Here is a 12,805-nt window from a genome sequence, read left to right as displayed (position 1 = left end):
CGCCACGGGCCATACGCCCACGTCGGCAACCGTCACGCCGGCACGCTAGAATCGGCGTCTTACGCCGTCCGCGCCCTGAAAGTCCCCGCCATGTCCGAACAAGACGAATTCAAGCAAGCCGCCCTCGACTACCACCGGCAGTCGCCGCCCGGAAAGATCAAGGTCGTCGCGACCAAGCCCATGGTGACCCAGCGCGACCTCGCGCTCGCGTATTCGCCCGGCGTCGCGCATGCCTGCGAGGCGATCATCGCCGACCCGCGCGAAGCCTTCAGCCTGACCGCGCGCGGCAACCTCGTCGCCGTCATCACCAACGGCACGGCGGTGCTCGGCCTGGGCGACATCGGTCCGCTCGCGGGCAAGCCGGTCATGGAAGGCAAGGGCGTGCTGTTCCAGAAATTCGCCGGCATCGATGTATTCGATCTGGAAATCGCCGAACGCGATCCCGACAAGCTCGTCGACATCATCGCCAGCCTCGAACCGACCTTCGGTGGCGTCAACCTCGAAGACATCAAGGCGCCGGAGTGTTTCGAAGTCGAGCGCAAGCTGCGCGAGCGCATGAAGATCCCGGTCTTCCACGACGACCAGCACGGCACCGCGATCATCGTCGGCTCGGCGATGCTCAATGCCCTGCACGTGGTCGGCAAGAACATCGAGGACGTCAAGCTCGCGACCAGCGGCGCCGGCGCGGCCGGCATCGCCTGCTTGGACATGCTCGTGTCGCTGGGCATGAAACCGGAAAACATCCTCGCCTTCGACCGCGACGGCGTGCTCTACACCGGCCGCGGCCACATGGAAGCCGACAAGCAGCGTTACGCGCGCGACACCGACAAGCGCACGCTCGCCGAGATCGTCGCCGGTGCCGACGTGTTCCTGGGCCTGTCCGCCGCCGGCGTGCTGAAACCGGAAATGGTCGCGACAATGGCCGACAAGCCGATCATCTTCGCGCTCGCCAATCCCAATCCGGAAATCCTGCCCGAAGACGCCAAGCGCGTGCGGCCGGACTGCATCATCGCCACCGGCCGCTCGGACTATCCGAACCAGGTCAACAACGCGCTGTGCTTCCCGTACATCTTCCGCGGCGCGCTCGATGTCGGCGCGACCACGATCAACGAAGAGATGAAGCGCGCCTGCGTGCGCGCGATCGCCGAGCTCGCGCGTCGCGAAGCTTCCGATCTGGGCACGGCCTACAGCGGCGAGACACCACGCTTCGGTCCCGAATACCTGATTCCGCGTCCGTTCGATCCGCGCTTGCTGATCTCGCTGGCGCCGGCCGTTGCGAAAGCCGCGATCGAGTCCGGTGTCGCCACGCGACCGCTGGCCGATCTGACCGTCTACACCGAGCAGCTGTCGCAGTTCGTGTATCGCACCGGCCTGCTCATGAAGCCGATGTTCGACCGCGCGCGCGCCGAGCTCAAGCACGTCGTCTATGCCGAGGGCGAAGAAGAAACCGTACTGCGCGCCGTGCAGACGGTCGTCGACGACGGCTTGGCGCGTCCGATCCTCATCGGCCGTCCCTCGGTCATCGAAAAACGCATCCAGCGTCTGGGTCTGCGTCTGAAGGCCGGCGTCGATTTCGATCTGACCAATCCCGACGACGATCCGCGCTTCAACGACTACTGGCAGCACTACCACCAGATCATGGCGCGCCGCGGCGTGTCGCCGCCGGCCGCGAAAGCAATCGTGCGCTCGCGCAGCACGGTCATCGCGGCGCTGATGGTCAAGCGCGGCGAAGCCGACGCGATGCTCTGCGGCCTCGTTGGCCGCTACCAGGGCAAGCTCAAGCATGTCGTCGACGTGATCGGCCTGGATCCGGGCGTGAAATCACTGTCGGCGTTGTCGGTGGTGATTTCCGACAAGGGCCCGTTCTTCTTCACCGATACGCATGTGCAGTACGACCCGACCGCCGAGCAGATCGCCGAATCGGCGCTGCAGGCCGCGTACCGTCTGAAGCTGTTCGGCATCACGCCGAAGGTCGGCCTGATCAGCCATTCCAATTTCGGTTCCAATGATTCGGCGAGCGCGCAGAAGATGCGTCGGGCGCGCGAACTCATCCTCGAGCGCAATCCCAGGCTCGAAGTCGAAGGCGAGATGCATGTCGACGCCGCGCTGAACTCGGAAATCCGCGAGCGCATGTTCCCCGATTCGCGCCTGACCGGCCGCGCCAACCTGCTGGTGCTGCCCAACCTCGATGCCGCGAATACTGCCTACAACCTCACGCGCGTGATGACCGACGGTATCGGCATCGGCCCGGTGCTCATGGGCATGGCCAAACCCGCCCACGTGCTGACGCCCTCGGCGACGGTGCGGCGCGTGGTGAACATGACGGCGATCGCGGCGGTCGAGGCGCAGATTCGGGCGGCGCGCGGGGCGTAAGCGCGCTTCGTCGAGCTGCCCCTCACCCCGGCCCTCTCCCCGCGCGCGGGGAGAGGGAGTGCCGCGATGTTCTCCCTCTCCCCACCGGGGAGAGGGCCAGGGTGAGGGGCGCATCAATTTGCGCAAACCCCACCATACCCACCCGTAGCGCCCCTTTCCCGCCCCCTGCGCTAAACTTGCCAGTTCCTACGACCGACACAGCGCCGCGCCCGACGCGTGGTGAAAGAGGATCGCAATGAGCTGGCTGAACGACATCCTGGACACCGACGCGGATCCGAAAGAAACCCGCGAGTGGATCGAATCCCTCAAGGCGGTACTCGACCACGACGGTCCCGAGCGCGCCCATCACCTGCTCGAGCGCATGGTCGAACTGACCCGCCGCGCCGGTGCGCAGCTGCCGTTCCAACCGACCACCGAATACATCAACACCATTCCCGCGCATCTCGAACCGCCGATGGACGGCGACCCGGCGATGGAATGGCGCATCCGTTCCATGATCCGCTGGAACGCGATGGCGATGGTCGTACGCGCGAACCGCAAGCCCGGCGAACTCGGCGGCCACATTGCCAGCTTCGCTTCCAGCGCAACGCTCTACGACGTCGGCTTCAACCATTTCTGGCGCGCCCCGTCCGCCGATCACCCGGGCGACCTGCTGTACATCCAGGGCCACAGCTCGCCGGGCATCTATGCGCGCTCCTTCCTCGAAGGCCGCATCAGCGAAAGCCAGATCGACAATTTCCGCATGGAAGTCGACGGCCAGGGCATCAGCTCGTATCCGCATCCGTGGCTGATGCCGAACTACTGGCAGACTGCGACCGTATCGATGGGCCTTGGCCCGATCAGCGCGATCTACCAGGCGCGCTTCTGGAAATACCTCGAAGGCCGCGGCCTCATGCCCAAGACGGATCGCAAGATCTGGTGCTTCCTGGGCGACGGTGAAACCGACGAACCGGAATCGCTCGGCGCGATCGCGCTCGCCGGCCGCGAAGGCCTCGACAACCTGTGCTTCGTCGTCAACTGCAACCTGCAGCGTCTCGACGGTCCGGTGCGCGGCAACGGCAAGATCATCCAGGAGCTCGAAGGCAGCTTCCGCGGTGCCGGCTGGAACGTGCTCAAAGTCATCTGGGGCAGCTACTGGGATCCGCTTCTGGCGCGCGACAACTCCGGCATGCTGCGCAAGCTCATGATGGAAACCGTCGACGGCGAATACCAGAACTGCAAGGCCTTCGGTGGCGCGTACACGCGCGAGAATTTCTTCGGCAAGTATCCCGAGACCAAGGCGCTCGTCGCCAACCTCAGCGACGAGGACATCCGTCGCCTGAACCGCGGTGGCCATGATCCGCACAAGGTGCACGCCGCGTATGCCGCAGCGGTTGCGCACAAGGGCCAGCCGACCGTGATCCTCGCCAAGACGGTGAAGGGGTACGGCATGGGCGCGGCCGGCGAGTCGCTCAATCCCACGCACAACACCAAGAAGCTCGACACCGAAGCGGTGAAGATCTTCCGCGACCGTTTCCAGGTGCCGATCAGCGACGACCAGCTCGAGAGCCTCGCGTTCTTCCATCCGGGCAACGACTCGCCCGAGATCCAGTACCTCAAGCAGCGTCGCGAAGCCCGCGGCGGCTCGCTGCCGCAGCGCCGCGCGAAAGCCGACCAGAGTTTCCCGGTGCCCGAGCTCAGCGCGTTCGACCGCCTGCTCAAATCCTCCGGCGAGCGTGAGATCAGCACGACGATGAGCTTCGTGCAGACGCTCAACATCATCCTGCGCGACAAGGATGTCGGTCCGCGCGTCGTGCCGATCGTCGCCGACGAAGCGCGCACCTTCGGCATGGAAGGCCTGTTCCGACAGATCGGCATCTACGCGCCGTTCGGCCAGAAGTACAAGCCGGTCGATGCCGACCAGCTGATGTACTACCGCGAGGACACCGCCGGCCAGGTGCTGGAAGAAGGCATCACCGAAGCGGGCGCGTTCAGCAGCTGGCTCGCGGCGGCGACGAGTTATTCCACCAACAACCAGCCGATGCTGCCGTTCTACATCTTCTACTCGATGTTCGGCTTCCAGCGCATCGGCGACAGCGCCTGGCAGGCCGCCGACATGCGCGCGCGCGGCTTCCTGCTCGGTGCGACCGCGGGCCGCACCACGCTCAACGGCGAAGGCCTGCAGCACGAAGACGGCCACTCGCATCTGCTCGCCGGCGCGATTCCGAACTGCAAATCGTATGACCCGACCTTCGGCTTCGAAGTCACCGTCATCGTGCAGGACGGCATGAAGCGCATGCTCACCGAGCAGCGCGACGAGTACTACTACCTGACCTTGATGAACGAAAACTACACCCACCCGGAAATGCCGGCGGGTGCGGAAGCGGGCATCCTCAAGGGCATGTATCTGCTGAAGGACGCGGGCAAGGCCAAGAAGGGCGAGCTGCGCGTGCAACTGCTCGGCAGCGGCACGATCCTGCGCGAGGCGATCGCGGCGGCGGAACTGCTCGACAAGGATTTCGGCATCAGCGCCGACATCTGGAGCTGCCCGAGCTTCAATGAACTGCGTCGCGACGGGTTCGACGCCGAACGCTGGAACCGTCTGCATCCGGAAGCCGAGCAGCGCAAGGCCTATGTCACGCAATGCCTGGAAGGCCGCACCGGTCCGGTCATCGCCGCGACCGATTACGTGCGTGCGTTCGCCGATCAGATCCGCGCCTTCGTGCCCGCGCGCTACACCGTGCTCGGCACCGACGGCTTCGGCCGCTCGGATACGCGCGCGAACCTGCGCCGCTTCTTCGAAGTCGACCGCTACTACATCGCGCACGCCGCGATCGCGGCCTTGGCGGCCGAAGGCAAGATGAGCGCGAAGGACGTCGCCCGCGCGATCAAGCAGTACAAGATCGATCCCGAGAAGAGCAATCCGATCGGCGTGTGATCGGCGCGATCATCGCAAAAAGAAAGGGCGGCCCAGGGCCGCCCTTTTTGTGGGTGTCGCGATAGTTACTCCTGAGGACTGGCCGACGTCGCCTGCGCCGAACCCGCGCCTTCCGCGACCACGGCCTCGACCATCGATTCCGAGTACGGCTCGCCGGTCGCTTCCGTGCGCGCCATCAGGCGCTTCCACAGCGTGAACGCATCCACGCCCGTCGCTCCGAATCGCATCAGCCCGCACGTGTAGTGCTCGCGCCAGACCAAGGGCAGCGACGGATCCGCGGCGTGCTTGGCTTCTGACTCGCGGCATTCGCCCTGCATTTTGGTTGTCAGCTCGACGACCTCGGCATGCGTCCACATGCCCGCCGCTTCCAGCGCCTGCAGCGACAGGACTTCGGCGCCGCCTTCATGCACCCAGGGCTGCGTGTCGCCGATGCCGCCGCGCGCGACCTGCATCTGCCAGACATGCGCGAGTTCGTGCGCCGCGAGCTGCTGCATGCGATGACGGCCCTGCGGCGAGCCCTTCGCCAGGTCGCTGCCTTCCAGGGTGTAGACGATCTGGCCGGGCATCGCGCCGCCCTTGATCGAGTAACCCGGTTTCGCGAGTCCGTTGGCACCGACGATCAGCGCCAGCGTCGCCGGCGCGGGGCGGCCGAGTTCGCGCGCATAGACGACGGCGAGCTTCGAAGCGGTTTCGGCCAGCGATTCGCGGATCCACGCGGGCGTCGCCGGATCGATGAGCACGCGCAGGGCGCCGGTCGCAGGAATCTTCTGCGGGCCGAAATACGCGTAGACGCCGAGGTCGCGATTGGCTTCTTCGGGCAGGAAGGTCGTCTCGCCGCGCAGACCTTGCAGGCGGATATGTAGCAACAGGGCGCGCTCCGCGCCGTGCTGTTTCACACGGCCCATGAAGTGGCCCAGATAGATCGCCGTGCCGCCGTCGCTGTGGCGGTCCATCGGCACGTAGGCGTTGTGCGCCCAGGGGTTGTACTGGTGCACGGCGACGCGCAAAGACTTGAACGGCGCGCCGGTGCTGCGCAGGAGTTCGTTGTCCGCATCGCCGGCGAGCTCGACACCCGGCGTGGCCACGGTCCAGGCCTCGCGGCGGAAATTCACGACCGCCGGACCGAAGTCCACCGCATCCACGGCCTCGCTGAAACGGTAGTCCGCCTGCCAGACATCGGCCGAGACATGGCGCAGGGTCAGCGAGCCTTTGACCGGCGCGGGCTCGGCGGCGATCGCACCGCAAGGCAACAACAGCAGCAACAGGAAGAATGCGCGCACAGCGGCCGTCCTTGGTGGATGCGCCGGGGTCGGCACGAGACAGGCATTGTTCCCAAGGATCGCGCCTGCCGGCATGGCCCACAAGTTGGGCAGACTATCGGCGCCCCCGCGGGCTGGCCGCTACCGGAGCTGGGCGAACACGATGCCCGCGATGCCGACGAAGCACAGCAGCTGCACGAAGAAGAACGTGAAGCGGATCGTGACGATGCAGTCGGTTTGCACCGAGGAGATATGCACCAGCGACTGCACGATGCGCGCCGCCAGTGCGGCCCCCGCTAGGGCATCGGCGGTGCCGCTGGAAATGCCGCTCGCCTGCAGGGCGAACACCACCACGGTGAACAGCGGCAGGTTTTCCACGCAGTTGGCATGTGCGCGCATCGCGCGCTGGTACCAGGCCGCACCGTCGCGACCGTCGGCGGGGAACGAGGCCATGCCGGCGCGACCGGTGAAGATGTGACTGAAGCGGTACGTGCCGATGGCGAACACCAGGATCGCGGCGGTCCACATCGCGAAGCCCAACAGCATCCAGAGCGGGAAGGACATGACGTTCTCCTGGCCAGTCATTTGACGATGACGACCTGTAGATATTCTGCCGGAACCACCAGCGACTCCGGGCCGCCGATATTCATGCTTTCGAGCAGCGCGGTGATGTCGGCCGCCAAAGACTGCTGACCGGCGGCATCGAGCGCCGCGAACGCCTGGTGGGTCGGGCCGTAGAAATCGCGGAACACCTGCAGCCAGTGCGCGGCCGACGCGTAGCGCATATGGAACATCCGCCGCTCGCAACGGATATCGAAGGCCTGCCGACCGAACAGACGCACGATATGCGGCTCCGTGCCCCAGAGTGCCGGCGAGTCCACGCCCGGAGGCGGCGGCAGTCGCCGGCCGATGACCTCGAACAGGCGGCCGACAAAACCTTCCGGCGTCCAGTTGGCCAGGGCAATGCGACCATCGACGCGCACCACGCGCATCAGCTCGTCGGCGGCACGCGCATGGTCGGGCGTGAACATCACGCCGAATGTCGACAACGCGGTATCGAAACTGCCGTCGTGAAACGGCAGCGCCTCGGCGTCGGCGGTCTGGAAGCGGATGTTCAGTCCCTCGGCGCGTGCGCGCTCGGCGCCGCGGGCGAGCAGGGCCGGCACATAGTCGGTGGAAGTGACCTGGGCGAAACGCCGCGCCGCCGCGAGACTGGCATTGCCATTGCCGGCAGCGACATCGAGCACGAGCTCGCCGGCACGAATATCGGCGGCCTCGGCCAGGGTTTCGCCGACGATCTGCAGGGTCGTACCGATCACGGCGAAATCGCCGCTGGCCCAGGTGGCTTGCTGACGCTGTTTGACGGCGGTGAAATCGGGCTTGGGCACGGCGATGGGGCGGGGTTTCTCGGTGGACGAGGACATGACGGTTTCCGGGTGGGAGGGCTCGCCGCCATTGTTCGTCGCGCCCCGCGCCGCGGCTTGACCGAAACGCCTCGCCATTCTTCCCGGCGTCCGGAACTGCCGCCCCGGCGTAGCGACGCCGGCGGCGGCTCTGCCAGAATCGGCCGTCGGGAGAATCCCTCCCCGGGAGGTGCGCCCATGAGCCACGACACGCTTTCGGATGTGCTGCGCACCGTGCGCCTGCGCAGCTCGATGTTCTTCGACCTGGCCTGCGGCGGCCAATGGCTGGCCCAAGCGCCGGGTTCGCGCGACATCGCCGCGATGGTGATGCCCGAAGTCGACCAGGTCATCGACTACCACGTGGTCACGCGCGGCGAATGCTGGATCGCGGTGCAGGGCGAGCCGCCGCTGCGCATGCGCGAAGGCGACATCATCATCCTGCCGCAGGGCGACCCGCATGTGGTGTCGAGCGCGCCGGGGCTGCGCGCGGATCCCGGCGCCGACTGGACGCGGGAGATGCAACTGCACAATCGGCCGTTCCGCGTCGCGCAAGAGCGGATGCCGATTCCGGGGCCGCCGTCCTGCGGCGGCGAACCAGGCAAGGACTACGAAGTCAGTACCTCGCTGATTTGCGGCTTCATCGGCTGCGACCGCCGGCCCTTCAATCCGCTGCTCGCGACTTTGCCGCGGCTGTTGCATCTGCCCGCCAGTGCCGGCACGACCTGGGGCGCGCAGTTCGCGCAGCTGGCGGCCTCCGAATCCGGCAGCCGGCGCCCGGGCAGCGAAGCCTTGCTCGAACGCCTGAGCGAGATGATGTTCGTCGACGCGATCCGCCGCCACATCGATGAAATGCCCGACGCCTCGACCGGTTGGTTGGCCGGATTGCGCGATCGTTTCGTCGGTCGCGCCCTGTCGCTGCTGCACGAAAATCCCGCGGCCGACTGGAGTATCGACGAGCTCGGCAATCAGGTCGGCCTGTCGCGTTCGGCCCTGCACGAACGTTTCGTCGCCCTGGTCGGTTTGCCACCGATCCAGTATCTCGCGCAGTGGCGCATGCAACTGGCCGCGCGCATGTTGCGCGAAAGCCAGTCGAGCGTGTTGTCGATCGCGCTGCGCAGTGGTTACGATTCCGAGGCGGCGTTTGGCCGCGCCTTCAAACGCATGGTGGGCATGCCGCCGGCCACGTGGCGACGCAAACAGGGGCAATCGGTCGCTGCCTGAGTCATCGGCGGATTCCGGGACAAACGGGCAGGACGCCCGGTGGAGCGTGGCAAGTGGGTGTGCCGGAACAATGGCATCGCACTAGCGCCACTCCCCATCGACCAAGGATTTCTCCCATGAATGCTGTTGCTACCGACACCGCCCACACCGCTACCGAATCCAGCCGCTACGCCAAAGTCATCGAAGTCTCCAAGCGCGTGCGCTGGGAAATCGACCGCGATGTCATCAAGGGCCGGCGTTTCGATTTCAATACCAAGTTCCTGCCCGACGGCCTGAGCCGCCTCGATCGTTCGAGCCTGCGCAATCCGACCGAACGCCGCATGATGAGCCACATCCAGGGCCGCACCTACGCCAACATCTTTGGTCTGGTCGAGCGCTTCATCAATGCCAAGATGCTGGAGCTGAGCCAGCATCACTGGTTCGGCGACCAGACCGCACTGGAAGCGCTGGTTCGTTTCAGCGACGAAGAGATCAAGCACCAGGAATTGTTCCGCCGCATCGAAATGCTGATCGGCGCGTTCATGCCCAAGGGCTATGTCTGCACGGCCGATCCCAACGCCGTCGCGCACGCCGTGCTCGGATCGAGCACCTGGGCGGTGCTGGCCCTGACCTGCCATATCGAGCTGTTTACCCAGACGCATTACCGTCAGAGCATCGCGCCCGACGAGTCGCTGTCGGAGCTGTACAAGGATGTGTTCCTGTTCCATTGGCGCGAAGAATCGCAGCACGCGATCCTCGACGAGCTGGAATGGCGACGTGTGGATGCGCAGATGACGCCGTCCCAGCGCGACGCGGCGGTCGACGATCTCATCGCCCTCGTTGGCGCCGTCGACGGCATCCTGCAGCCGCAGGCGCGCGCCGACGTCGCATACTTCGCCGAGATCGTGCCGCGTCAGCTCTCGTCCGAAGAGCTCGCGGTCCTCGAAGCCGAAACCCTGGCCGCGTATCGCTGGCAGTACATCGTCTCCGGCGTGCAGGAACCGCGCTTCCAGAGCGTGCTCGCCGAACTGGTCACGCCCGCGCAGATGGATCGCATCGGCACAGCGCTCGCGCCGCTGCTCGCGGCGGTTGCCTGATCAAAACAAAACCTGGCGGCGGCCAGCGTGCCGCCGCCTCATCGAGGTTCACACCCATGTCCGCTCTAATGAATCGAGAGACCCTGCAGATCGTGTTGTTCCTGTGCTTCGCGCTGGTCATCGGCTGGCTGCGTCGACCGACGGCGTACGATCACGAAACCGCAGGAACGAAAACCACCGGTGGACCGGACACCGGATCGCGCGCGCGCAGCGATGTCGCAAAGAAAAAGCTCCAGCCACCGCAGTGGTGCCGGGACTGGATGGAGCGCGGTTAGCCTTTCACGGCATCGGACCGGCGGCTGCTGGCCGCCTTTGTCTTTTCCCGGCGTTGGAATTTGCGAACGACACGTGTCGGTCATCCGTGACCGGCGACTCCCTCGCATTCCTCCCAGGTGTTCACAACGCCTATGGCCAAGGTTTCCCATCTCGCTGCGTGGTTGGGTAGTTGGTGTCATCCGCCGCGCAAACGTTGCCGCTGCGTGTCTTCCGCGTCGAGCATGCCGCTGAAGGATCCGCCGAAGCGTCCCGACCCGGCGATCTACAGCCAGGAACTCGTCGTCGCGGCGGGGCAGGTGCCCACCTGGGATCCGAAAGACCTGCGGTGCCTGTGGGTCGGCGGCGAGTGGGAGCAGCAGCAAGGCGGGCAGAGCTCGCACTTCTTTCCAACGCTCATCGCCAAGCCGCGCAACATCGGCGAAGCACAGGCGATCAACATCACGGTGCGCGCGAGCACGTCGCGCTTCGGCATCGGCCTCGTGCGCGAGGCATTGCCGATGGCGATCCTGTCGCTGCCGCCTGGTGCCGCCGGCGAAGTGCGCATCCTGATACCGGAGAATTTTCCGCAGGACCTCATGCGTCCGCCCGGCCTGCATGTCGAGCTGCTGCATCCGCACGACAAGGACGAAAGCAACAATCGCTGCTCGTACAACGTCGCGCGCATCCGCACGGTGGATGAAGGGCGCGTTCTCAGCTTCGAGTGCCCGGTCCGCAATCCGACCGAAGCCACGGCGACGATCCAATTGCGCAGTTACGCCAGCGCCGGCGTCACCATCAACGCGCCCGCCAGCATCACGCTCGCGGCGGGGGAGCAGCAGGCGGTGACCGTCGGTGTCGTGGTGTCGCCGACGATCCATGGCACGGACCAGCAGGCGCTCGACCTGGAGGCCACTCTGATTGGTTCGGCGCCGGGCTTCCTCGACGGCGTCACCTGGAACCTGCTGGTTCACGACTAGGAGCGCACCCGTGGCCCCATCCGCCCTGTCCAAATTCCTCAAGAGCCTGTCGCTCTGCGTCGTGCTCGGCCTGCTGCTTGGCATGTTCTGCGGCGCGATGCTCGTGCTCCTGGGGCAGATGCATCACCACGCGCTGCCGCCCGATGATCGCTGGCGCGTCGTGCTGCTGCTCGCGGCGGGTGCGTCGCTGTTCGGCTGGTTCTTCGTCATCGCGCGCTTCGGCGTGTACGTGCCGACGCTGCTGATGATCTGCCTGCTTTCGCTCGCGATCGCCGCATTGCTGGTGCTGCTGATCGTCCTGTTCCCTGCCTTGCAAGCGGTGGCGACCGTGCCGGGCGCACTCCTTGGCCTGATCCTCGGCAAGCTGGCCTGCCTGCTTTGCCGTCCGCGGAAGGTGCACCATGTCTAACAAGCCGCCTTGCCTGCAGGAAATGCCGACCAACCCCATCGGTTGGGCCGTCGCCTTTTCAGCGATCCCGATTGTGCTCACGCCGATCATCGCGACTTTCGCCGATGAGATCTCGCAGACCATCGTGGGTCTGTCGGGAGGTCTGGCCGGGGGCGCCGCTTTTATCGGCGGCATCATCGTCCTGATCGCATTGGTCCCGACCGCCACCTGCGAAGCCGGCACGATGAAAGGCTGCATCGCCGGTGTCGTCAATGCCGTCGACCCCGGTGTGGACGGCGGCGATGCCGCGCTGCCGTGGATGGAAAGCCATCCCAGCGTGCAACTCGTGTGCAAGAGCAGCTATTGGCCCTTCCTCATGGAAGCCGAGACCGAGCAGACCAATCCGCCGGCGGGCGCCTGGTGCATCGAAACCGGCCGCCACTCGCCGTACATCGTCTGCTACTACTACTCCGAAGTGCTGTGCAATGCGTCCAAGGGTGCGCTCGCGGGCGCGGCGATCGGCGGTGTCGCCGGCGTGCTCGTCGCGATCGCCGTCGTCGCGGCGATCGCCTGCAGCTCCGTCATCGGCTGCCTGTTCGCGCTATTGCTTGCCGCCCTCATCGGCGCAGCCTTCGTGTTCGGCGGCATGATGGCCGGCGGCCACGCCGGCGCCGCGGCCGGCACCGACATCGAAGTCGAAGACTCCGAAGACGGCGTCAACGTCCAGGTCGGCGACTACGTCACCCTGAAAGGCAAATTCGGCTATGGCCAGCAGACGGAGCGCATTGGTCTGTTCATTGAGGAGACCGCGATCCATGGGCGATCGACGGAGTCGGCGCCGTTTTCGTTCACTGATCCGGACAGCAATCTGACGGATGATGATTGTCCGGTGTCTGATGTGCCGATGTGAATTAGGCGGCTATTTCTGATTTTTCT

Annotated in this window: 11 protein-coding genes; 8 read left to right on the top strand and 3 right to left on the bottom strand. The window is 65.7% G+C overall.

Translation table 11 applies throughout. The features are described 5' to 3' along the window. The first annotated feature begins 90 nt into the window (after positions 1-90). Positions 91-2,373 carry an NADP-dependent malic enzyme gene (locus G467_RS0113635; protein WP_022970302.1) on the top strand — a complete coding sequence of 761 codons (2,283 nt, stop codon included), beginning with the start codon at positions 91-93 and terminating at the stop codon, positions 2,371-2,373. A gap of 235 nt (positions 2,374-2,608) precedes the next feature. Beyond that, a complete protein-coding gene (gene aceE, locus G467_RS0113630) occupies positions 2,609-5,290 on the top strand; it encodes a pyruvate dehydrogenase (acetyl-transferring), homodimeric type (RefSeq protein ID WP_022970301.1) in 2,682 nt (893 codons plus the stop codon). Between the two features lie 65 nt (positions 5,291-5,355). Here the strand turns inward: aceE and G467_RS0113625 are convergent, their stop codons facing one another. From G467_RS0113625 to G467_RS0113615, 3 genes are all read right to left on the bottom strand, one after another. After that, complete coding sequence (locus G467_RS0113625; protein WP_022970300.1) at positions 5,356-6,570, bottom strand: hypothetical protein; 1,215 nt, start codon at positions 6,568-6,570, stop codon at positions 5,356-5,358. 120 nt (positions 6,571-6,690) lie between these two features. Beyond that, positions 6,691-7,113, bottom strand: coding sequence for an MAPEG family protein (locus tag G467_RS0113620; RefSeq protein WP_026802699.1), 423 nt, complete (start codon positions 7,111-7,113; stop codon positions 6,691-6,693). A 17-nt stretch (positions 7,114-7,130) separates the two neighbouring features. Next, the gene (locus tag G467_RS0113615; protein WP_022970298.1) at positions 7,131-7,973 is read right to left on the bottom strand and encodes a class I SAM-dependent methyltransferase; all 843 of its coding nucleotides are present in this window, start codon (positions 7,971-7,973) and stop codon (positions 7,131-7,133) included. 177 nt (positions 7,974-8,150) lie between these two features. Here G467_RS0113615 and G467_RS0113610 point away from each other — a divergent pair, with 177 nt between their 5' ends. The 6 genes from G467_RS0113610 (at position 8,151) to G467_RS0113585 (ending at position 12,779) form a co-directional block, all read left to right on the top strand. Next, positions 8,151-9,173, top strand: a complete 1,023-nt coding sequence (locus tag G467_RS0113610) for an AraC family transcriptional regulator (RefSeq protein WP_022970297.1) — start codon at positions 8,151-8,153, stop codon at positions 9,171-9,173. A 116-nt stretch (positions 9,174-9,289) separates the two neighbouring features. Further along, a complete protein-coding gene (locus G467_RS0113605; protein ID WP_022970296.1) occupies positions 9,290-10,249 on the top strand; it encodes a hypothetical protein in 960 nt (319 codons plus the stop codon). Positions 10,250-10,305: 56 nt separating this feature from the next. Continuing rightward, positions 10,306-10,524 (top strand): hypothetical protein, encoded by a 219-nt coding sequence (locus tag G467_RS0113600; protein ID WP_155844902.1) that lies wholly within the window; start codon positions 10,306-10,308, stop codon positions 10,522-10,524. A 222-nt stretch (positions 10,525-10,746) separates the two neighbouring features. Continuing rightward, positions 10,747-11,481 (top strand): hypothetical protein, encoded by a 735-nt coding sequence (locus tag G467_RS0113595; protein ID WP_022970294.1) that lies wholly within the window; start codon positions 10,747-10,749, stop codon positions 11,479-11,481. Between the two features lie 10 nt (positions 11,482-11,491). Then, positions 11,492-11,890: a hypothetical protein gene (locus tag G467_RS0113590; RefSeq protein WP_022970293.1), complete on the top strand. Its 399-nt coding sequence runs from the start codon at positions 11,492-11,494 to the stop codon at positions 11,888-11,890. After that, positions 11,883-12,779 carry a hypothetical protein gene (locus G467_RS0113585; RefSeq protein WP_026802698.1) on the top strand — a complete coding sequence of 299 codons (897 nt, stop codon included), beginning with the start codon at positions 11,883-11,885 and terminating at the stop codon, positions 12,777-12,779. Before G467_RS0113590 ends, G467_RS0113585 begins: the two co-directional genes overlap by 8 nt. Positions 12,780-12,805: the final 26 nt, after the last annotated feature.

Source organism: Arenimonas oryziterrae DSM 21050 = YC6267, from assembly GCF_000420545.1.
GTDB classification, from domain to species: domain Bacteria; phylum Pseudomonadota; class Gammaproteobacteria; order Xanthomonadales; family Xanthomonadaceae; genus Arenimonas; species Arenimonas oryziterrae.
Note: the sequence above shows the minus strand (reverse complement) of the source record. Positions and strands in the feature narration are given on the sequence as shown.

What these genes read in the sequence shown, in the direction of transcription:
- G467_RS0113615 (WP_022970298.1), bottom strand. Translation starts at nt 7,973, where the DNA reads ATGTCCTCGTCCACCGAGAAACCCCGCCCCATCGCCGTGCCCAAGCCC.
- aceE (WP_022970301.1), top strand. Translation starts at nt 2,609, where the DNA reads ATGAGCTGGCTGAACGACATCCTGGACACCGACGCGGATCCGAAAGAA.
- G467_RS0113600 (WP_155844902.1), top strand. Translation starts at nt 10,306, where the DNA reads ATGTCCGCTCTAATGAATCGAGAGACCCTGCAGATCGTGTTGTTCCTG.
- G467_RS0113605 (WP_022970296.1), top strand. Translation starts at nt 9,290, where the DNA reads ATGAATGCTGTTGCTACCGACACCGCCCACACCGCTACCGAATCCAGC.
- G467_RS0113635 (WP_022970302.1), top strand. Translation starts at nt 91, where the DNA reads ATGTCCGAACAAGACGAATTCAAGCAAGCCGCCCTCGACTACCACCGG.
- G467_RS0113585 (WP_026802698.1), top strand. Translation starts at nt 11,883, where the DNA reads ATGTCTAACAAGCCGCCTTGCCTGCAGGAAATGCCGACCAACCCCATC.
- G467_RS0113595 (WP_022970294.1), top strand. Translation starts at nt 10,747, where the DNA reads ATGCCGCTGAAGGATCCGCCGAAGCGTCCCGACCCGGCGATCTACAGC.
- G467_RS0113620 (WP_026802699.1), bottom strand. Translation starts at nt 7,113, where the DNA reads ATGTCCTTCCCGCTCTGGATGCTGTTGGGCTTCGCGATGTGGACCGCC.
- G467_RS0113610 (WP_022970297.1), top strand. Translation starts at nt 8,151, where the DNA reads ATGAGCCACGACACGCTTTCGGATGTGCTGCGCACCGTGCGCCTGCGC.